We start from the raw sequence: 19,913 nt of genomic DNA, 5'->3' as shown, positions 1-19,913 counted from the left end.
TTTCTATGGCTTCACAAAGAGGATGTACATAGTCTGGATAATCGACTGAATCGTCTGTGAAAGGACCAAAATCCTTTACTTCGAATCCCAATTCCTCCAATTTGATTAGCATTGATTTTTTGTATTCAAATCCTGCATGATCTCCTCCTATGGCTAATTTTCTAGTCATTATCTTGATATTTGAGTTTATCTTCAAGTTCTTTTTTTGCTTTCTTTCTCTCCAACCTTTTGGCAATTTGTATTCCTGCCTCATACAATACCAAAATAGGCATGGCGATCAGTATCTGGGAAATGACATCAGGTGGGGTTATCACCGCTGCCAAAACCAGAATAGAAACAATAGCATGCCTTCTGTAAGCTTTCAACATAGCCGCAGTGACAAGGCCTGACATGGAAAGGAAGTATATCACCACAGGAAGCTGGAACATAATGGCGGATGCCAAAACCAGCATAGACAAGGTGGTAACGTAAGATGTGATATCAAATTCATTCAGGATACTCGGATCCAATTGGTAGTTGGATAAGAAATTGATTGAAAGTGGCGAAAGGATAAAGTATCCGAATGCAGCACCCATGAAAAACAAAAGGCTGACAAAGAAGACCGCGCCTCTTGCTGCTTGCCTTTCCGTGGAGTATAAACCTGGGCTGATGAATTTCCAAGTTTCCCAAAAAAGGTAAGGAAATGATGCTATCAGTCCTACCACCAAGGAGGAAGTCAGGTGCATGGAAAACTGTCCTGTCATCTGCCGACTCTGAATGGTAAAAGGTAAGGTATCAATGCATAATACGGGTGTAGACAAGGCTTCCGCAATTTGGCACAACACTCTGTAAGTGACAAAATCCACTCGCGAAGGGCCAAGAATTACTTGTCCGAATACGATGCTTTTGGCAAGAAAGGCCGCAACTGTAAATACCAAAATTGCTGCAACTGACCGTAGCAGATGCCAACGCAACTGCTCCAAATGGTCTAAAAAGGACATGCCTTCTTCTTCCTCTTCTTCTCTATACTGATCTAAGGCCACGTTTTAAGGAAATATTAGTACAATGGAAACTGAACCATCCATTCGTTCACTTCATTTTTGATTTTAGCCAACTCGGATTCATTATCGTGGTTGGTTAAGGCACGGTCTATCAGCTTGACAATTTTTTTCATGTCATTTTCATCAAGGCCTCGGGTAGTAACTGCAGCGGTTCCTATTCTCATACCTGAAGTCACAAATGGTGATCGGGTGTCAAAAGGGACCATATTTTTATTGATAGTGATATCAACTTTACCCAAAGTTTCTTCAGCTACTTTTCCTGTGATATCTTTATTTCTCAAGTCGATCAACATCAAATGGTTGTCAGTTCCACCTGAAATCAGCTTGTAACCCAAATCCACAAAGCCTTCTGCCATTACAGAAGCATTATTCTTCACCTTGAGCACATATTCCATGTACTCATCTGAAAGTGCTTCTTGAAACGCGATTGCTTTTGCTGCAATGATGTGCTCCAAAGGCCCTCCTTGTGTTCCAGGGAAAACTCCTGAGTCCAGTAAGGAAGACATTTTTCTGAGTTCTCCTTTTGGAGTTTTCAGTCCAAATGGATTGTCAAAGTCTTCTCTCATGAGGATCAAACCACCTCTTGGACCTCTAAGGGTTTTATGTGTTGTGGTGGTGACTACGTGACAATATTCCAAGGGGTCATTTAATAATCCTTTCGCAATCAGTCCTGAAGGATGGGAAATATCAGCCAACAGAATGGCGCCAACCTGATCCGCGATATCCCTTAGTCTTTCGTAATCCCAATCCCGACTGTAGGCAGAAGCACCACATATTAAGAGCTTTGGTTTCACCTCAAGTGCCTTGGCCTCCACCTTGTCATAATCGATGACACCTGTTTCTTCTTCAACACCATAAAAATGAGGCTGATAAAGTTTGCCGGAAAAGTTTACCGGGCTACCATGCGTCAAGTGACCACCGTGAGAAAGGTCGAAACCTAAAATCGGATCACCGGCATTCAAGCAAGCCAAAAATACAGCGGCATTGGCTTGTGCGCCAGAGTGTGGCTGTACATTGGCCCAATTGGCTCCAAAAAGCTCTTTTGCCCTGTCAATGGCAAGTTGTTCGATTTTATCTACAACTTCACACCCTCCATAATACCTCTTATTGGGAAGTCCTTCAGCATATTTATTGGTCAGCACGGAACCTGCTGCCTCCATTACTTGCTTGCTGGTAAAGTTTTCTGATGCGATCAGTTCTATCCCGGTTTTTTGTCGGTTTTCTTCTTTGGCGATAAGGTCAAAAATGACTTGGTCTCTTTTCATGTGTTTAATATTATTCTTCAGTGGCCACATAGCCTATTCCGATTTCCGGGAGAATCTCGTGTCTCAGATAATAATCACAGCTAGTGAGGTTTTGCCTTTCGCTCGATTTCATCACGGATTTTGATTAGGTGCTCAAAATTAGTTTTAATCGATGGATTATCCAATTGATTAAAAATCATATTGGCAGTCATTTTAAATTATGGTTTAAGCGGTTAATTGTTGTCGATCTGTCAATGCTATTTGTCAACTGTTGGTTCAATCCAGTCTTGGGAGACTCAATTTATATTTCACTGCGATCAATCTGATACTGATGACCACAGAAATGGAAATGAGCATATTGTAGTCTCTGGCAATACCAAAATAATTGAGCACTAAATATAGAATTGCTCCTGCCAGACAGGCAGAGGCATATACTTCTTTTCTGAATAGGATTGGAATCTCATTGGTGAGTGTATCTCTTATCACTCCTCCCATTACTGCAGAAAACATTCCCATAATAGCAGCGATTTCTGGTCTTACACCCAGGCTAAGTGCTTTTTCCACACCGAGCACAGTAAAAAAACCTATTCCCAAAGTATCAAAAAGGAACATGGTTTTTCTCAGTTTTAAGAGGGCAGTAGGAAAAATAAATGCCAATAGAATGCCCAAAAAAATGGCATAAAGCACGTTGACATCACCAATCCAAACCAAAGGATACGCGCCTAACAGAATATCTCTTAAGCTACCACCTCCAATTGCTGTGATAAATCCTGTAAAACCTGCACCGAAAAGATCGTGCTCACGATCTCTTACGGCCAAAGCTCCCGATATGGCAAAGACCAAAGTACCTGCCAGTTCAAGAGGGTATTGTATGTCCATACTGCTTGGGTTTGAAAGCGAAATTATTGAAAACTCTCCCTAAGGTATTTGGCAGTGTAGTTGTCTTTTACTTCCATCAGCGCCTCAGGTGTACCCTCAAAGGTAATATTTCCTCCAGTTTCTCCACCTTCAGGACCCAAATCTATCACCCAGTCTGCCGCTTTGATAACTTCTGTGTTGTGTTCAATAATAATTACTGAATGACCTTGTTCGATCAGTGCATTGATGCTATGCAGGAGCTTACGGATATCATGGAAATGAAGCCCTGTAGTGGGTTCATCAAAAATAAAAAGAATGTGATCTCCAGCTTTGGCTCCCCCTTTACCTAAGAAAGAGGCAAGTTTCACCCTTTGTGCTTCTCCACCTGAAAGTGTATTGGAAGACTGTCCCATGCCTATATATCCCAAACCTACTTCCTGAAGCGGTTGCAGTTTGTTGATGATTTGTGTCTTGCCTTTAAAAAATTCCATGGCTTCATCAATGGTCATACCCAGGACATCAGAAATGTCCTTATCTTTATATTTGACGTCTAGGATTTCATTTTTGAAACGCTTGCCCTTACAGGATTCGCAAGTCAGATGGATGTCAGCCATAAATTGCATCTCTACGGTTACCGTTCCTTCACCTTGACAGGATTCGCACCTTCCTCCATCTACGTTGAAGCTGAAAAATGCTGGCTTGTATCCTCTTTGCTTGGATATAGACTGATCTGCATAGAGCGCACGGATGGCATCGTATGCCTTGACATAGGTGACCGGATTGGAACGTGATGATTTTCCAATGGGGTTTTGGTCTACAAATTCCACCTGGGAGACAGACTTAAAGTCTCCATCAATCTTATCAAATTTTCCAGACTCATCTATTACTGTTCCCAATGTTTTACCCAAAGCAGGGTAAAGCACTTTTTTGATCAAGGTAGATTTTCCAGAGCCACTTACACCTGTTACCACTGTCAAGGTGTGTAGTGGAAATCTCACACTCAGGTTCTTCAAATTGTTTTCTCTGGCACCTTTGACCATGATGCTGTCTTTCCACTTCCTGTTTTTATCTTTAACCTGAATCTTTTCTTCCCCTTTCAGGTATTTTGCAGTATAGCTTTTTCCATTCAGAATCAATTCGTTCAAGTCCCCTTGAAAAACCAACTCTCCTCCCAATACTCCGGCATCAGGTCCAATGTCAATGATCTGATCAGCCGCTTTCATGATTTTTTCTTCATGCTCTACTACGATGACCGTATTGCCTAGATCCCTTAAAGTTTTTAGAACTTCGATCAACCTGTCAGAATCCCTTGGGTGTAACCCTATACTGGGCTCATCAAGTATATACATAGAGCCTACCAATGCAGATCCCAGTGAAGTGGCGAGTTTGATTCTCTGAAATTCCCCTCCAGAGAGGGATGAGGTCAGCCTATTCAGTGAGAGGTAACCCAATCCTACCTTGTCTATATACTCTAACCTGTTGAGGATTTCTTTCAATAAGCGGTTTGCCACTTTCTGATCTGATGCATCTAGCTCCAGTTGCTCAAAAAATGCCAAAGCCTTGTCTATAGGCATCAGGACAATATCAGTGATGGATTTTCCGGATATCTTGACAAATGACGCGTCTTTTCTCAATCGGGTACCTTTACAGTCAGGGCAGGTAGTCCTTCCCCTAAACCTGGACAGCATTACCCTGTATTGTATTTTATGTGTTTTGGATTCAATTTCTTTAAAAAAGGCATTCAGTCCTCCGAAGTATTCATTCCCAGTCCAAATCAATTCTTTTTCGGCATCAGAAAGATCTTCATAAGCCCTGTGGATTGGGAAATCAAAGTAAATGCCTTTTTTAACCAATGGCTCCAGCCACTTACCGGAAGATTCTCCCCTCCAAGGAGCAATAGCACCCTCGTAGACCGACAAGCTTTTATCGGGGATCACCAAGTCAGGGTCAAGGCCCAATACAGATCCGAATCCTTCACAGGTCCTGCAAGCTCCATATGGATTGTTGAAGCTGAAAAAATTGACAGTTGGCAGTTCAAAGCTCATTCCATCAAGTTCAAAACGATCGGAAAATGTCCTCTTAGTCTTATCAGGGATTAAAACAGTACATTCTCCATGCCCCTCAAAAAAGGCTGTCTGTACCGAATCAGATATCCGAAACTGATTGTCTTCGTCTTCTTTTTGTACACTTGCCCGGTCAATCAGGATTTCAAATTCACCTTTGGGGAGTTTCTTTTCCGCTAAAAGGTCTTCTACAAAATATGCTTCACTATTGATTAAAACACGTGTAAACCCTTTTTGAAGGAGCAGTTCCAGTTCCTGCTTCATATTCCTGTCATTTTGCAGGTGCAAAGGGCAAGATATCATTACACGGTCTCCCTCTTCGAAAGTATGTATATAATCTACTACATCTGTAACGGTGTGGTGCTTGACCTCATCTCCACTTACAGGTGAGATTGTTTTCCCAATCCTTGAAAAGAGTAGCTTGAGGTAATCGTAAATTTCAGTCGTTGTACCTACCGTGGATCTGGGGTTTTTCGTGCTGACTTTTTGTTGTATCGCAATGGCAGGTGATACTCCTCTGATGTACTCTACCTCGGGTTTTTCCATCCTACCCAAAAACTGCCTGGCATAAGAACTGAGGCTTTCAACATACATCCTTTGCCCTTCTGCAAACAAGGTGTCAAAAGCCAAGGAGGACTTTCCAGAACCAGAAAGGCCAGTGATGACCACAAACTTGTTTCGAGGTATGGCGACACTCAGGCTTTTGAGGTTATTGACGCGGGCATTTTTAATAATGATATATTCCTTGGGATCAAGGGTGTCTATTGACGCGGACGGTACGGAAGTGCTTAAACTCATAAACGGCAAAGTTACCCAAACAACCGTTCAATTGGTAATTTGTTGGAAAGTTTAACCCTAATCAAGCTGTCCTTTTTCCTCAAAAGAAAAAAAATGGCAAATCAGTAGATATGGGCTGAATTCCCAATTGATTTTATTTTCTTTGGGAAAGAATGTCAATCAGCAAGCAAATGAAAATTGAAAAGAACAAAGTAGTAGGTCTCAGTTATGAGCTATTTGTAGATGATGGAGAAGCCGGAATGGAGTTTTTCGAAAGTGTTCCAAAAGAGGAACCTTTTTATTTCCTTTTTGGGGCAGGACAGGTTTTTCCCATGATGGAAGCAGCCTTAGAAGGTAGGGAAGTAGGCTATAAATTTGAGATCTTTATTGATTTTGAAAATGGCTATGGGGATTATGATGAAACAAAAAAAGTAATCATAGCCAAGTCTAAATTCAAAGAAGATGGTAAAAAGCAAAAGGACTTGCTGAAAATTGGAAATGTAATTCCAATGCAGGATGATGAGGGACAACATTACCGAGGAGAGATTTTGAAAGTTGACTACAAGGGGGTCCACATGGATTTCAACCCTCCCCTTGCAGGATTTGACTTGCTTTTCAAAGGAGAAATTGTCGCAATAAGGGATGCAGATCCTGAAGAAATAGAACATGGTCATGTGCATGGTCCGGGAGGACATCAACATTAAATTTTTGAAAATATGGAAAAAATAAGAACAGCACTGGTGGGTTATGGATCAGTAGGTGAAAAAATGCATGCCCCTTTGATTACGGTCTGTCCTGATTTGGAATTGGTAGCGGTAGTGGAGCGCAGGCAGGAAAAGTCAAAGGAAAAATATCCGGAAGTGGCTATTTTCAGAAGCTTGGAGGCCCTATTGGAAGCAGATGCCGCTGATCTTATTGTGATTGTTACGCCCAACGAATTCCATTTTCCTCAGGCTAAAATGGCATTGGAGGCTGGAAAACATGTAGTGGTTGACAAACCAGTGACCATTCATTCTTTGGAGGCAAGAGAACTTAAGCGAATTGCTGAAGAAAAAGGTGTAGTGCTTTCAGTATTCCAAAATAGAAGATGGGATGGGGATATCCGTACCATTCAAAAACTCCTAGCAGAGAATGTATTGGGGAGGTTAGTTCATTTTGAGTCCCATTTTGATAGGTTTAGGCCTTCATTAGCAGAAAACTGGAGAGAAGAAGATGTTCCCGGAAATGGCATTACCTATGATTTGGGAACTCACCTGATAGACCAGGCTGTGATGCTATTTGGAAAGCCAGATTGGGTATACGCCGAAATTCTAAAGCAGCGTACAGGAGCTATTGCAGATGATTTTTTCGACATAAGTTTGAGGTTTGGAAGTATCAAAGTCAGGCTGACGGCAAGTGTATTGGTTAAAGCCCCACTTCCTAAATTTCTACTATTGGGTGAAAAAGGATCTTTTGTGAAGTATGGACTTGATGTACAGGAAAAGGCTTTTAAAGCTGGGGAGTTGCCAGAAGGACCCAATTGGGGTTTGGAAGATTCAGAATCTTGGGGGATGCTGCATTTGGAAAATACTTCTATGAGTTATGAAACCGAAAGAGGAGATTACAGGATTTTCTATCAAAATATTGCTGAAGCCATTTTACAAAAACACACACTACGTGTTACCATTGACCAAGCCATTGCAGTATTGGAAATCATCGAAGCTGCTTTCCTAAGTCAGCAAGAAGGTAGAAGGATCTATTTTAAGAAATGATCAGTGATTCTAGCTTCTTAGACCTTAGAAGCAGAGATTTGTTTCAGCGTAAAATGTATTCTACTTGAATTACCTTGTTTGGAACTTTGATTTTTTATTTCAAAGTGAAACCTTAATTTTACGCCCTGTTAAAAACGAGTTAAATATTTGTATATATGCCATATTTATTTACTTCAGAATCAGTCTCTGAAGGCCATCCGGACAAAATAGCTGATCAGATCTCAGATGCATTGATTGATAACTTTTTGGCTTTTGATCCGAGATCCAAAGTAGCTTGTGAAACTTTAGTGACTACTGGTCAGGTTTTTCTCGCCGGAGAGGTTAATTCAGATACGTACCTGGATGTACAGCAAATTGCCCGAAATGTGATCAATAAAATAGGCTACACCAAAGGAGAATACATGTTTGATGGTAATTCCTGCGGCGTACTTTCTGCCATACACGAGCAGTCTCCTGATATCAACCAAGGTGTAGACCGTAGCCATCCAGAAGAACAGGGTGCGGGCGACCAAGGAATGATGTTTGGTTATGCTACTAAAGAGACAGAGAACTACATGCCTTTGGCACTTGATCTTTCACACAGAATTCTGAAGGAATTGGCACAATTGAGAAGGGAAAGTAAAGAAATTACATACCTGAGACCTGACTCTAAAGCCCAGGTGACCATTGAATATTCTGATGAAAATGTTCCGCAGCGTATTGAAGCAATTGTGGTTTCCACTCAGCATGACGATTTTGATGATGAATCTTCAATGTTAGCAAAGATCAAAGAAGATATGATCAATATTTTGATTCCTAGAATCAAAGCTCAATTGAAACCTGAGATTCAAAAATTATTTACTGACAAAATCATCTATCATATCAACCCCACTGGGAAATTCGTCATCGGTGGACCGCATGGAGATACAGGGCTAACTGGCAGAAAAATCATAGTAGATACCTATGGAGGAAAAGGCGCTCATGGTGGAGGAGCCTTTTCAGGAAAGGATCCATCTAAGGTGGACCGTTCTGCAGCTTATGCAACGCGCCATATTGCCAAAAACATGGTGGCAGCAGGTGTTGCAGATGAGATCTTGGTGCAGGTTTCTTATGCTATCGGAGTAGCCAAACCAATGGGTATTTATATCAATACTTATGGTACTTCCAAAGTCAGTATGAGTGATGGAGAAATTGCCAAAAAAGTAGAGGAGCTATTCGACATGAGACCTTATGCCATTGAGCAAAGGTTGAAATTGAGAAACCCTATTTATGAAGAAACTGCAGCATATGGGCATATGGGTAGGGAAAATGAAGTGGTGACCAAAACCTTTACCACCCCTGATGGAAAATCCCTCACTTTTGATGTGGAGCTATTCACCTGGGAAAAACTCGATTATGTGGATAAAATTAAAAATGCCTTTGGGCTTTAAATAAACAGAAAGCGGCTTAGGCCGCTTTTTTTTTAAACAAACATTTCCTCTATCAACTCAGTGTAAAATTCCCTCACTTCCATGCCAATAGCCCTGACCTGCTGGGAAATCAAACTGGTTTCTGTTTGACCGGGTACGGTATTGATCTCAATGAAGTAGAATTTCCCAGTTTCGTGTTCGAGGAAATAATCGATTCTTACCGCCCCTTTGCAATTGAGTTTGGTATATACTTTTTCAATGATGCGATTAACCCTTGCTATTTCTTCATCGCTCATTCTTCCTGGGGTGATTTCCTCGGTGACGCCGGGAGAATATTTGGCTTCAAAGTCAAAAAACTCTTTACTGCTGACAATCTCGGTAGCAGGCAAAACAGTAGTGGTGCCTTTTGCATGGTAAACTCCAATTGAAAACTCCCTTCCCGAAACAAACTCTTCCACCAGTACCTGAGCATCCTCTGCAAAGGCCCTATCCAAGGCTTCATTCAGTTCATTGGGGTCTTTAACCTTACTCATCCCGATACTACTTCCACCACTGTTAGGCTTGATAAATAAGGGTAAGCGAAGTTCCTTCAGTATTTTCTCCCTATTTTCTTCTGAATTTTTAAAAAACTGAAGAGACCTTGCTACGTAGAGTTCTTCAATATCCTTAACAATGGCTTTTGTATAGCCCTTATTCATGGTAATAGCTGATGTGAGCGCATCACAGGTGGTGTATGGCAAACCCAACATGTCAAAGTAACCTGCCATCTTTCCGTCTTCACCAGGTGAACCATGAAGGATGTTGAAAATACCGTCAAAGGTGATTTTTTGTCCTTCAATATTTAAAGAGAAGTCATTAAGGTCTACCTTGAATTTTTCTCCAGACGCCGTCTCATAATACCAATCATTTGGATAAATGAGAATTTTAAAAACATCATACAGGTCTTTGTCTATGGTTTTTTCGACCACAGTTGCACTTTTAAGAGACACTACGTGCTCTCCTGTATATCCTCCGGTAATCAGGGCTATCCGTTTCTTCATAGCATTGGGTTAAGAATTCGAAAATTAGTTGATTTTCTCTTTGTGCATGAATGTTTCAGTTAATTTTTTTAGAAAAAATAAACCTTTATACAGACCCGCTTATCAAAGCCTTAGTTTTCCTTTTGTTCAATTTCTTTATCTTAGCCTCCTGAATTTAAACTCAAATTATATGCGTCAAACTAGGTTAGCAGCAATGATTTTTATGTTGCTGTTTTCAATGGGGGAAGCTTTTTCCCAAATTAAAAAACATGTGACTTTGGAGGATGTCTTCAAGTCAGATGTGTTTTCCCAAAAAGCCGTCTATGGCATCAACTGGATGCGTGATGGGAAATATTACAGTTCACTGAGAAGGGATGTTACCGGACCAAAAGTGGTCAAAGTCAACGTGGCTTCCGGGGAAGAAGAAGCAGTATTGATTGACGGAGGTGCCTTGGGGATCAACTTCAGCAGTTATGCTTTCAATCCTGATGAAAGTAAGGCACTCATTGCCTCAGATGTGGAAAGCATATATAGAAGGTCCAGTAAAGGGGTTTTTCATGTGGTTGATTTAGCCGATGGCAAAGCACAACAACTTATGGATGGCGAAAAAATAATGTATGCCACCCTTTCTCCTGACAATGACAAGGTAGCCTTCGTGAAGGATAATGACCTTTATTATGTCAATTTAGCTGACAATGCAGTGACCCGAGTTACCACGGACGGAGAATGGAATAAAATTATTAATGGTGCAGCAGATTGGGTCTATGAAGAGGAATTTTCTATGTCCAAGGCTTTTGAGTGGTCCCCTGATGGGAATAAGATTGCCTTTATAAGATTTGATGAAACCGAGGTTCCGGAATTCAATATGCAGACTTGGGGAAAACTTTATCCAGAGGATTATAAGTTTAAATACCCTAAAGCAGGAGAAAAAAATGCTCTTGTCTCTATCCATGTTCACGACCTTGGCTCCTCTAATACCGTGAAAGTGAATGCTGGTGATGAAGAAGATATATATTTACCCAGAATATATTGGACAGGGAAGACTGACAATTTAGCTTTCCTTAGAATGAACAGGCTTCAAAACCAATTGGACCTTTTCTACACCAATGCCAACACAGGCGAAAGCAAGCTCGTCCTGCAGGAGAAATCCGATACCTATGTGGACCTTAATTATAATGATGACCTGAGATTTTTGGCGGAAGACAAAGGTTTTATAAGGACTTCAGAACAAGATGGTTTTAAGCATATCTACCACCATGACAATAATGGAAAGCTGATCAGACAGGTTACCAAAGGAAAATGGGAAGTCACCAATTTGGTTGCTGTTGATGAAAAAGCCAAAAAACTCTATTATATCTCTACGGAACAGTCGCCTATGGAAAGGAATTTTTATATGGTTGGAATGGATGGGAAAAATAAAAAGCTCCTTGGAGCTGAGAAAGGCACCTATCGTATCAATATGAGTAAGGATAAGAAGTATTACATCGCTGATTTTACAAATTCCGCCACTCCACTGAAAGTCACTTTACATGAGACCTCTGGGAAAGAGGTCAAAGTATTGGAGGATAATCAAAAGCTTAGAGAAAATATCGGTACATATGCGCTTGGAACCAAGGAGTTTTTTGAGTTTGAAACAGCAGATGGTACAATGTTAAACGGATACATGCTGAAGCCGGATAATTTTGATGAAAGCAAGGAATATCCTGTGTTAATGTATGTGTACGGGGGGCCTGGCTCTCAGACCGTGACGAACTCCTGGGGAGGAAGTAGAGATTTTTGGCATCAACACCTTGCTCAGGAAGGTTTTTTAGTAGTTTCCATTGACAATAGAGGTACTGGCGCAAGAGGCAGGGATTTCAAGCATGTAACATATGCAAACTTGGGTAAATACGAAGTAGAAGATCAAATGGAGGGAGCCAAGTACCTGGCGAAATTACCCTACGTAGACGCTGCAAGAATCGGTATTTGGGGATGGTCCTATGGAGGGTATATGTCTTCTCTTGGCCTGATGGTAGGAAATGATGTGTTCAAAACCGCAATTGCAGTGGCCCCCGTGACTACTTGGAGGTATTATGATACCATTTATACTGAAAGATACTTAAAGACGCCGCAGCTCAACGCCGCAGGTTATGATGAAAATAGTCCCATTACCCATGTCAATAAGCTCAAGGGTAACTTGATGTTGATCCATGGTACGGGAGATGATAATGTTCATTTTCAAAATGCCGTTGACCTGGCTGATGCCTTGATCAAAGCGGATAAGCAATTTGAAACCATGTTTTACCCAAACAGGAATCATGGGATTTATGGTGGAAACACCACTTGGCATCTTTATTCGTTGATGACTGATTTTATTAAAAGAAAATTATAGAATATATCTATTATCAATGATGCCAGTAAATCTTATTTCTTTGTTCAAGGGGATGGAAGACGGATGACCAATCCGCCGCGGCGGACAAATTCCAGCGTTTTCAATACACTTCAAGTGTTGTTAAAGCTTACTGGTAATAAAGTGTATATACAGATTAAAGAATTGAATCCTCCGGTTTATGCAGCCGGAGGATTTTCTTTTTTTATAATGAATTGCCATTTTTTGTGGTTCAGTGCAAATTATCTATCTTATTTCCCGATACAACCTTAATAGCCAAAAAGATGAGAGAAAGACTCAATACCTCTGTCCAATCTGCCAGCCTGATCATCGTAGTCGCAGGACTTGCCTGGGTGGTGTGGTCAAATGACACAACAGTCAAAGAAATGCTTTCTTATTTGATAATATTGATGGTGATTCTTGAAGGCTTGAGCCTATATTTGATCGGAAAGGTATATCCCGAAAGTCACTCTACATTCAAAAGTGGAATGATTGCAGCATTACTGATTCTTTTAGGGGTCAAAATGATGTTGCCGGATATGTTTATTTCCTTCACCATCACTGTTTTTGCGATTAACTTTTTGTATAACTTTTATACCAACAACAAGCGGCGAAAGGGTGCATTTAAAAGAAGAAAGTCGCGAAAATTCTGACAAAAAACTGAAGTGTATGGCTTCGGCATATTATTTGGTTGCTGTTAAGCATAAAGTCAAATGATTTTGATATGCAATACAGAAAGCTATTCCTCATTCTATTATGTTTCGTTCCTTTAGTTGGCTTTGGCCAGGCAAAGCTCGAAAAACTATTGGATGAAAGAGACAGGATGCACAGGGAGTGGAAAGCATCGGAAAGCCAAAAAAGTGGGATTTTTGGTAACCGTACCAAAAAAGATATGATCGCGACCAACGAATGGATGGCACGAATCATTCAAAAGGACAATCAAATCATGGATGAGTTGAAAATGCTCAGTGAGATTGAAAAGACCGAAATCACCTATGAGAAAAATGATTATAAATTCATTTCCCAAAAACAGGAAAGAGAAATAGGTGTCTTAAAAAGGGCTTTACAAGAAAGAGATGATGCAGTGAGGGAAAAAGCATCTAATAAAAGAACTTACGAATGGACCACTTTTATTTTCTTCTTGAGTACCTCGGTTTTAGGGTTCTTGTACTTCAAAAAAATAAAAGCCGAAAGATAAATACCGGCTTTTATTTCCTGTTATTTTTTGTAAAAATTTTAAGACTGTTTCAATTTCGCAATAGGAGTTCTTCCTCCCTTGGTTTTTTCGTCAATATTGACCAACACTTCCGCATCCAAGGGCAAGAATACATCTACCCTGGAGCCGAATTTGATGAACCCGAATTCTCCACCTTGAGCCAATGGACTGCCTTTGTCCACATACCATTTGATCCTTCTGGCCAAAGCTCCGGCTATTTGTCTAACCAAGATCTGTGTACCATTTTTTTGTTTGATGACCATGGTTGTTCTTTCATTTTCAAAGCTGGACTTTGGGTGCCATGCCACCAAGTATTTGCCCGGATGGTATTTGAAATACTCCACGATTCCCGCTACGGGAGAACGGTTGACATGCACGTTGATGGGAGACATGAAAATGGAAATCTGTTTTCTTTTTTCGTTGAGATACTCAGTCTCTTCAGTCTCTTCGATAACTACTACTTTGCCATCAGCTGGTGCAAATACCAATCCATCCTGATTGGGTAGTTTGATAATAGGGTTTCTGAAAAACTGCAATATGATCAGGTAAAAAATAATAGATGCCAATAAGACCAAGTTCAGCATGGTATCTTTTCCTGGGAAGTAGTGATACAGGGCATAATTGAGCCCTGTAAATATCAGCAAAAGCCAGAACAATAATTTTCTTCCTTCTCTGTGAATTGTCATTTGTTTATAATTTAAAAAGGGTGTGAAAGTTTTTCTCTCCCACACCCCAAATATACAAAGAATAAATATCTGAAGTCTAGAAACCTCCCCTAAAGGTATAGGTTTTAGCTACTTTGTCTATCGCAACGATATATGCAGCAATCCGCATAGGTACGTTGTATTTGATGGAAGCTTCATAGACATGATCAAAAGCATCTTTCAAAATCCTATCCGATCTTCTGTTGACCCTTTCTGCCGTCCATTTGTAGCCCAGTCGGTTTTGAACCCATTCGAAATAGGAAACTGTCACACCACCTGCATTGGCCAGGATGTCAGGTACAGCCATGATACCTTTTTCATTGATGATAGCGTCAGCCTTTGCGGAGGTAGGTCCATTTGCACCTTCTACGATCAGCCTCGCCTTGATATTATTTACATTTTTGACCGTAATCACATCTTCAACTGCGGCGGGTACCAAAACATCAACATCAAGCTCCAAGAGCTCCATGGGGTCAGACATTTTTTCAGCACCACTAAAACCTTCAAGCGTACCTTTATTACCATCCCGATAAGCAATAGCTTCCTGAATGTTGATTCCGTTTTCATTGTGGTAGGCACCAGAGATGTCAGATATGGCTACTATTTTCAAACCTCTTTCTTCCAAAAGCTGTGATGCCCAAGAACCAACATTTCCAAATCCCTGTACTGCACAAGTAGCCTGGAAAGGATTGATTTTTAGTTTTTGCATAGCAGCAAGTGCCGTAACCATTACACCTCTACCTGTGGCTTCAGTTCTTCCCAGAGAACCACCCAATACCAAGGGCTTTCCTGTTACTACAGCATTGATGGTTGTTCCTTTGGCTCTTGAGTACTCATCCATCAGCCAAGCCATTTCTCTTGGTCCTGTACCCATATCGGGTGCGGGAATATCCTTGTCTGGGCCAAATACATCCAACATGGCTTTGGTGTAGCCTCTCATGAGTCTTTCGATTTCACCGGCAGACATTTCTCTCGGGTTGCAACGTACACCGCCTTTACCTCCACCATAAGGGATATCAACCACTGCACATTTCCAGGTCATCCATGCTGCGAGGGCTTTTACCTCGTCCAAGTGGACATCAGGGGCAAAACGAATTCCTCCTTTTGCAGGACCCAAGATATTGGAATGTATTACTCTGATTCCTTCAAACACTTGGATTTTGCCACTGTCCATGGTAACGGGGATGGAAACAATTACTTGTTTGGCGGGATTTTTCAACACGTTGTAGACCTCCTCGGAAAGTCCAAGTTTTTCGGCTGCAAGGTTAAATCTTTCCATCATTGACTCCAGCGGATTTTCTTTATCCTTGATCGGAGCCGGTTCAATGTAAGCCATATTGGGTTTATTTAGTTGAGTTGTTCAATTATGATACAATATTAAGTAGATTTTTAATTCTGATACGGTTATTTTAAAAGATTTTCAAAAAGGTGGCTATAAATGGGGCTGATAATAACAATCCGTCAAAGCGGTCCATAAATCCACCATGTCCAGGAAGGATTTTTCCCGAATCCTTAATGGCAATACTTCTTTTGAATAACGACTCAATCAAGTCTCCGTATGTACCGGCTATAATAATTATTGTAGCAATACACAGCCATTGCCATTCTTCTATTGAATTAAAATATCTCGAAAGCACATAACCAATAAGATAAGCCGAAGCAGCACCACCCAAGAATCCTTCCCAGGACTTTTTAGGAGATACCCTTTCGAAGAGCTTTGTTTTACCAAACTTTGTCCCTGCAAAATATGCTCCAGTATCTGATGCCCACAAAATAAATAAAGAACCTATGATAATTTCATAGTGAAAGTTTTCATCTACAGCAAATGCGGCCACATTGAGCATGGCGAATGGAACAGCTACATAAAAAATACCCAAAAAGGTGAAGGCGACCCCTGTGAAAGGTTTTTTATCTGATTTCCTGTAGAGTTTGATAAAAAACACCAAAGAAGCCAAAGGGAAAATCAGGAAGTAATATTTATCGGCCAAATGCCCGATTTCTATAAAGAAAGAAAGACTGAAAATGACCAAGCCCAGAAAAGTCCCAAAGCTTTTCAGAGGCAACATGCCATCAAGTCCGGACAGCTTATAAAATTCCATTTGCGAAAAGCCTAAAATCAATCCGAAAATCACAAAATATATCCAAGGACTATATACAGACCCAGCAATGATGACTGTCGCACCAATTAAGGCTGTAATAACTCTTTGTCCAAGGTTACTGTAATTGTTAATATTGAAGCGGTCACGCATTCTAAAAGGTGATCTCATTCTTTACGATGTTTATGGCTATCAAAGCATCTGTTTGTGGGACTAATACTTCATAGTACCCGTGTATTTGATAAACCGACTCTTTTTTATTTAAAATAACTGCCTGAATATCGTTTTCCTCCAGCACTCCTTTGACGATTTCAGCCCTAACAGGGGAACCATCTTCATATACCTTTTGCCAGTTCTTCATCCTCTTTGTTTGTGTTGTGGTGGTCTTTGAAAACTTTAAAACCGATAAGCATCAAAATAAGTCCGCCGAAGGCGTAAATAAAGGATATTTGTCCGGTATCTTCTAAATCAAAATTAATTTTCCCCAATTTGTTCAAATAAATCAGCACAACCGTGAAGGTGTTGTTTAAGATATGGGCAATTACCGGATATACCAAACTGCCTGAAAATACATATAGGTATCCAAAAACAGCTCCCAGTAAGATTCTCGGGAAAAAGCCGTAAAACTGCATGTGAATGGCAGAGAAAATAAAGGCCGTAAGCCAGACAGCAATATGGGGGTTGCCGGTGTATATTTGGATCTTGGGTTGAATTACTCCTCTAAAAAACACTTCTTCTCCAAGGCCAGCTAAAACCCCAATGACTAAAATCCCAGCTAGTAACTCTCCCAGACCTTCAAAATCTGTGAGAAAACGGGTCATTTCCATAAGCTCGTCTTCCTTGGTCCGCATCCACTGCTCTACACCGGAAAGGAATTCAGGAAGTTGAATACTCATATTCAATTCGATAAGGAGACTATTGAAAAGCATTGCCCCTACCATCAAAAATATCATAATCAATAATCCACTGAACTTATATCGGAGGATTTGTTGTTGCATTCCGAACTTTGCTTTGTCCACCAGCTTGGCTATCAGGATGGCAGCTACGATAAAGGCAAAACCAGTACCAAAGCCTTGAACCAGTAAGAAGGCTTGTCTTCCTTTTTCGTAGTTTTGCGGATTGGTCAGCAATGCTGCCAATTCGTCCAAAGCTATTCCATATAAAGGGGGAATTAATAATACTGCCAAGCCTTGAAGTAGAGCCATGACGCCAATAGTGATCAAAAACATGATAAAAAATGACAAAAGCCAATATTTCGAAGTGGCAATCGGAGCTTGGGTTTTATAAATCTGCATAATTGCGGTAAATTTACACCAAAATTACAATTCAGTAGTGGTTAAGATAGGAAACTTAGAATTAGGCGAATTTCCGCTTTTATTAGCTCCAATGGAGGACGTCAGTGACCCACCGTTCAGGGCCGTATGTAAAGAAAACGGTGCAGACTTGATGTACACAGAGTTTATCAGCTCTGAGGGCTTGATTCGGGATGCAGCCAAGAGTGTGCAAAAACTGGATATTTTCGAGTATGAGAGACCAATAGGCATTCAGATATTTGGCAGTGATATAGAGTCGATGAGAGAAGCTGCGGCCATAGCTGAAGCGGCAGGACCGGATATTTTGGATATCAATTATGGATGTCCCGTCAATAAGGTTGCCTGCAAAGGTGCCGGTGCAGGTATTTTATTGGATATTGATAAGATGGTATCGATGACAGCCGAAATTGTCAAAGCTGTGAATATTCCCGTAACTGTAAAAACTAGACTCGGCTGGTCTCAGGATACCATTCGCATTGTTGAAGTCGCTGAAAGGCTGCAGGATGTGGGTATCCAAGCGATCAGCATACATGCCAGGACCCGTCAGCAGATGTATAAGGGAGAGGCCGATTGGTCTTATTTAAATAAGGTTAAAGAAAATCCAAGGTTGTATATCCCTGTATTTGGCAATGGTGATATAGACAGTCCGGAAAAAGCGCTTGAGTATAGAAATAAATATCATGTTGACGGTATGATGATCGGGAGAGCTTCGATTGGTTATCCCTGGATTTTTAATGAAATCAAGCATTACTTTAAAACAGGTGAAAATCTTCCTGCTCCTGAATTGGCAGAAAGAATAGCGGTAACAAGGAAACATTTGGATTTCTCGGTAAAATGGAAGGGTGAAAAGCAGGGAATTCTTGAAATGAGAAGGCACTACACCAATTATTTCAGGGGGATGCCAAATTTCAAACCTTTCAGAACTCGGATGGTTACTGCAGATACTTATGAGGAGGTTTCGGAGATATTGGGTGAAGTACAGGAAGTTTTTGCCGACTATCAATTTTCCTGAACTCCTTAATAAAACTGCGTAAGATTCATTTCGAAAAGAGTTTTATTTATAGTCATAATATATAGGCAGGCATGGGATTTATCACCCATGCCTGCTTACTTATGGAGTAGAGATTTAATTTTCCTAATTCATTTACCTCTATGTCAAGAGACCTGCAGTCTGAAAATGCTTTAAAAGCCTGGGCCTTCCTTATTGTTTTGGCTTTGGTTTGGGGAAGTTCTTTTATTCTGATTAAAAGAGGACTGGAAGTTTTTTCCCCAGGAGAGGTGGGCGCTTTCCGGATAGTGGCTGCGGGTATTTTTCTTTTACCTTTGTCTTTGCCCCGTCTCAAATCATTAAATAGCCGTCAGGTCAAAAATCTGATCATTGTAGGATTTGTGGGAAGCTTTATCCCTGCATTTCTTTTCGCTAAGGCACAGACACAACTGAGTTCATCTCTCACAGGAGTTTTCAATGCCATGACTCCATTATTTGTGGTGGTTATAGGTGCCTTGTTTTTCAATTCAAAAATCACCAGAAGAAATTCACTGGGTTTATTTATTGCTTTTGTTGGAGTGGTCTTACTCCTTATTGTAAAAGAGGGCTCTGGTTTTGGATCTTTCGGCGACATCAACGTCTACGCATTTTTTGTGTTATTGGCCTGTGCATGTTATGGTGTAAACCTCAATATTATCAAATTCAGATTTGTAGAACTAAAGCCTGTTGCCATTACAGCCATTTCTCTTACCATGGTCTTGCCTTTGGCTTTGATTTATTTATTTGCTTTTACCCAGTTTTCCTTCAAGCTGCTTCATGTCGAAGGAGCCATGCTGGCAGCTGGGTACCTGACCATTTTAGGAGTAGTGGGTACTGCCTTGGCTTTGATTCTTTTCAATGTGATGGTTAAAGTAGCAACACCGGTTTTTGCAAGTTCAGTCACCTACCTCATACCCATTGTCGCCATATTGTGGGGTGTATGGGATGGAGAAGTTTTGTTGTTAGGCCATTATATAGGCATAGCAGCCGTGATTTTTGGTGTGTGGGTTGGGAATAGGAGGTAGTCTTGATTTACGATTTACGATTGT

General features: G+C 40.8%; 19 protein-coding genes. 8 read left to right on the top strand and 11 right to left on the bottom strand.

Going from position 1 to position 19,913, the window contains the following annotated elements:
* The 5 genes from EA341_RS03955 to uvrA all read right to left on the bottom strand — a co-directional run.
* Positions 1 to 169, bottom strand: a 169-nt coding sequence (locus EA341_RS03955) for an RpiB/LacA/LacB family sugar-phosphate isomerase (protein ID WP_293011518.1), incomplete at its 3' end; no start/stop codon positions are given.
* Entirely contained in the window at positions 162 to 1,022 is an 861-nt protein-coding gene (gene tatC, locus EA341_RS03950; RefSeq protein ID WP_293011516.1) for a twin-arginine translocase subunit TatC, read from the bottom strand. The genes EA341_RS03955 and tatC, both read right to left, overlap by 8 nt.
* 14 nt (positions 1,023 to 1,036) lie before the next feature.
* A complete protein-coding gene (gene glyA, locus EA341_RS03945; RefSeq protein ID WP_293011514.1) occupies positions 1,037 to 2,305 on the bottom strand; it encodes a serine hydroxymethyltransferase in 1,269 nt (422 codons plus the stop codon).
* A 255-nt stretch (positions 2,306 to 2,560) separates the two neighbouring features.
* Positions 2,561 to 3,163 carry a trimeric intracellular cation channel family protein gene (locus tag EA341_RS03940; protein ID WP_293011512.1) on the bottom strand — a complete coding sequence of 201 codons (603 nt, stop codon included), beginning with the start codon at positions 3,161 to 3,163 and terminating at the stop codon, positions 2,561 to 2,563.
* Between the two features lie 23 nt (positions 3,164 to 3,186).
* Positions 3,187 to 6,003 carry an excinuclease ABC subunit UvrA gene (uvrA, locus tag EA341_RS03935; RefSeq protein ID WP_293011510.1) on the bottom strand — a complete coding sequence of 939 codons (2,817 nt, stop codon included), beginning with the start codon at positions 6,001 to 6,003 and terminating at the stop codon, positions 3,187 to 3,189.
* 170 nt (positions 6,004 to 6,173) lie between these two features.
* Between uvrA and EA341_RS03930 the strand changes: the two genes are divergently transcribed.
* From EA341_RS03930 to metK, 3 genes are all read left to right on the top strand, one after another.
* The gene (locus EA341_RS03930; RefSeq protein WP_293011509.1) at positions 6,174 to 6,686 is read left to right on the top strand and encodes an FKBP-type peptidyl-prolyl cis-trans isomerase; all 513 of its coding nucleotides are present in this window, start codon (positions 6,174 to 6,176) and stop codon (positions 6,684 to 6,686) included.
* Between the two features lie 12 nt (positions 6,687 to 6,698).
* Positions 6,699 to 7,733 (top strand): oxidoreductase, encoded by a 1,035-nt coding sequence (locus tag EA341_RS03925; protein WP_293011507.1) that lies wholly within the window; start codon positions 6,699 to 6,701, stop codon positions 7,731 to 7,733.
* A gap of 155 nt (positions 7,734 to 7,888) precedes the next feature.
* Positions 7,889 to 9,142, top strand: coding sequence for a methionine adenosyltransferase (metK, locus tag EA341_RS03920; protein WP_293011505.1), 1,254 nt, complete (start codon positions 7,889 to 7,891; stop codon positions 9,140 to 9,142).
* Between the two features lie 32 nt (positions 9,143 to 9,174).
* Here metK and EA341_RS03915 read toward each other — a convergent pair whose 3' ends face one another.
* Entirely contained in the window at positions 9,175 to 10,161 is a 987-nt protein-coding gene (locus tag EA341_RS03915; RefSeq protein WP_293011504.1) for a D-alanine--D-alanine ligase, read from the bottom strand.
* Positions 10,162 to 10,330: 169 nt separating this feature from the next.
* Between EA341_RS03915 and EA341_RS03910 the strand changes: the two genes are divergently transcribed.
* The 3 genes from EA341_RS03910 (at position 10,331) to EA341_RS03900 (ending at position 13,706) form a co-directional block, all read left to right on the top strand.
* Positions 10,331 to 12,511 (top strand): S9 family peptidase, encoded by a 2,181-nt coding sequence (locus EA341_RS03910; RefSeq protein ID WP_293011502.1) that lies wholly within the window; start codon positions 10,331 to 10,333, stop codon positions 12,509 to 12,511.
* A gap of 281 nt (positions 12,512 to 12,792) precedes the next feature.
* Positions 12,793 to 13,161, top strand: a complete 369-nt coding sequence (locus EA341_RS03905) for a hypothetical protein (protein ID WP_293011501.1) — start codon at positions 12,793 to 12,795, stop codon at positions 13,159 to 13,161.
* Between the two features lie 71 nt (positions 13,162 to 13,232).
* Positions 13,233 to 13,706, top strand: coding sequence for a Clp protease ClpB (locus tag EA341_RS03900; RefSeq protein ID WP_293011499.1), 474 nt, complete (start codon positions 13,233 to 13,235; stop codon positions 13,704 to 13,706).
* A gap of 38 nt (positions 13,707 to 13,744) precedes the next feature.
* On the opposite strand, the gene EA341_RS03895 is transcribed toward EA341_RS03900, so the two are convergent.
* From EA341_RS03895 to EA341_RS03875, 5 genes are all read right to left on the bottom strand, one after another.
* The gene (locus EA341_RS03895) at positions 13,745 to 14,410 is read right to left on the bottom strand and encodes a phosphatidylserine decarboxylase family protein (protein ID WP_293011497.1); all 666 of its coding nucleotides are present in this window, start codon (positions 14,408 to 14,410) and stop codon (positions 13,745 to 13,747) included.
* Between the two features lie 76 nt (positions 14,411 to 14,486).
* On the bottom strand, positions 14,487 to 15,764 hold the full coding sequence (locus EA341_RS03890; protein ID WP_293011496.1) for a Glu/Leu/Phe/Val dehydrogenase: 1,278 nt from the start codon (positions 15,762 to 15,764) through the stop codon (positions 14,487 to 14,489).
* A 73-nt stretch (positions 15,765 to 15,837) separates the two neighbouring features.
* A complete protein-coding gene (locus tag EA341_RS03885) occupies positions 15,838 to 16,695 on the bottom strand; it encodes a phosphatidate cytidylyltransferase (RefSeq protein ID WP_293011494.1) in 858 nt (285 codons plus the stop codon).
* A complete protein-coding gene (locus EA341_RS03880) occupies positions 16,679 to 16,885 on the bottom strand; it encodes a DUF2007 domain-containing protein (protein ID WP_293011492.1) in 207 nt (68 codons plus the stop codon). Before EA341_RS03880 ends, EA341_RS03885 begins: the two co-directional genes overlap by 17 nt.
* Entirely contained in the window at positions 16,860 to 17,819 is a 960-nt protein-coding gene (locus tag EA341_RS03875) for a CPBP family intramembrane glutamic endopeptidase (protein ID WP_293011490.1), read from the bottom strand. The genes EA341_RS03880 and EA341_RS03875 overlap by 26 nt, the downstream gene beginning before the upstream one ends.
* A gap of 37 nt (positions 17,820 to 17,856) precedes the next feature.
* On the opposite strand from EA341_RS03875, the gene dusB reads away from it, so the two are divergent.
* Together dusB and EA341_RS03865 are read left to right on the top strand one after the other, a co-directional pair.
* Positions 17,857 to 18,849 carry a tRNA dihydrouridine synthase DusB gene (gene dusB / locus EA341_RS03870; RefSeq protein ID WP_293011488.1) on the top strand — a complete coding sequence of 331 codons (993 nt, stop codon included), beginning with the start codon at positions 17,857 to 17,859 and terminating at the stop codon, positions 18,847 to 18,849.
* 140 nt (positions 18,850 to 18,989) lie between these two features.
* A complete protein-coding gene (locus EA341_RS03865) occupies positions 18,990 to 19,889 on the top strand; it encodes a DMT family transporter (RefSeq protein ID WP_293011486.1) in 900 nt (299 codons plus the stop codon).
* Positions 19,890 to 19,913: the final 24 nt, after the last annotated feature.

Origin of the sequence: Mongoliibacter sp. (genome assembly GCF_007692705.1) — a bacterium.
GTDB lineage: Bacteria > Bacteroidota > Bacteroidia > Cytophagales > Cyclobacteriaceae > Mongoliibacter.
This window is presented reverse-complemented; position numbering and strand designations above follow the sequence as displayed.

Bases quoted from the DNA above. Each gene is read 5' to 3' on its own strand.
- EA341_RS03910 (WP_293011502.1), top strand. From the start codon at position 10,331: ATGCGTCAAACTAGGTTAGCAGCAATGATTTTTATGTTGCTGTTTTCA.
- EA341_RS03885 (WP_293011494.1), bottom strand. From the start codon at position 16,695: ATGAGATCACCTTTTAGAATGCGTGACCGCTTCAATATTAACAATTAC.
- EA341_RS03880 (WP_293011492.1), bottom strand. From the start codon at position 16,885: ATGAAGAACTGGCAAAAGGTATATGAAGATGGTTCCCCTGTTAGGGCT.
- EA341_RS03925 (WP_293011507.1), top strand. From the start codon at position 6,699: ATGGAAAAAATAAGAACAGCACTGGTGGGTTATGGATCAGTAGGTGAA.
- glyA (WP_293011514.1), bottom strand. From the start codon at position 2,305: ATGAAAAGAGACCAAGTCATTTTTGACCTTATCGCCAAAGAAGAAAAC.
- EA341_RS03875 (WP_293011490.1), bottom strand. From the start codon at position 17,819: ATGCAGATTTATAAAACCCAAGCTCCGATTGCCACTTCGAAATATTGG.
- EA341_RS03915 (WP_293011504.1), bottom strand. From the start codon at position 10,161: ATGAAGAAACGGATAGCCCTGATTACCGGAGGATATACAGGAGAGCAC.
- EA341_RS03905 (WP_293011501.1), top strand. From the start codon at position 12,793: ATGAGAGAAAGACTCAATACCTCTGTCCAATCTGCCAGCCTGATCATC.
- EA341_RS03900 (WP_293011499.1), top strand. From the start codon at position 13,233: ATGCAATACAGAAAGCTATTCCTCATTCTATTATGTTTCGTTCCTTTA.
- uvrA (WP_293011510.1), bottom strand. From the start codon at position 6,003: ATGAGTTTAAGCACTTCCGTACCGTCCGCGTCAATAGACACCCTTGAT.
- EA341_RS03930 (WP_293011509.1), top strand. From the start codon at position 6,174: ATGAAAATTGAAAAGAACAAAGTAGTAGGTCTCAGTTATGAGCTATTT.
- EA341_RS03895 (WP_293011497.1), bottom strand. From the start codon at position 14,410: ATGACAATTCACAGAGAAGGAAGAAAATTATTGTTCTGGCTTTTGCTG.
- metK (WP_293011505.1), top strand. From the start codon at position 7,889: ATGCCATATTTATTTACTTCAGAATCAGTCTCTGAAGGCCATCCGGAC.
- EA341_RS03865 (WP_293011486.1), top strand. From the start codon at position 18,990: ATGTCAAGAGACCTGCAGTCTGAAAATGCTTTAAAAGCCTGGGCCTTC.
- EA341_RS03890 (WP_293011496.1), bottom strand. From the start codon at position 15,764: ATGGCTTACATTGAACCGGCTCCGATCAAGGATAAAGAAAATCCGCTG.
- EA341_RS03940 (WP_293011512.1), bottom strand. From the start codon at position 3,163: ATGGACATACAATACCCTCTTGAACTGGCAGGTACTTTGGTCTTTGCC.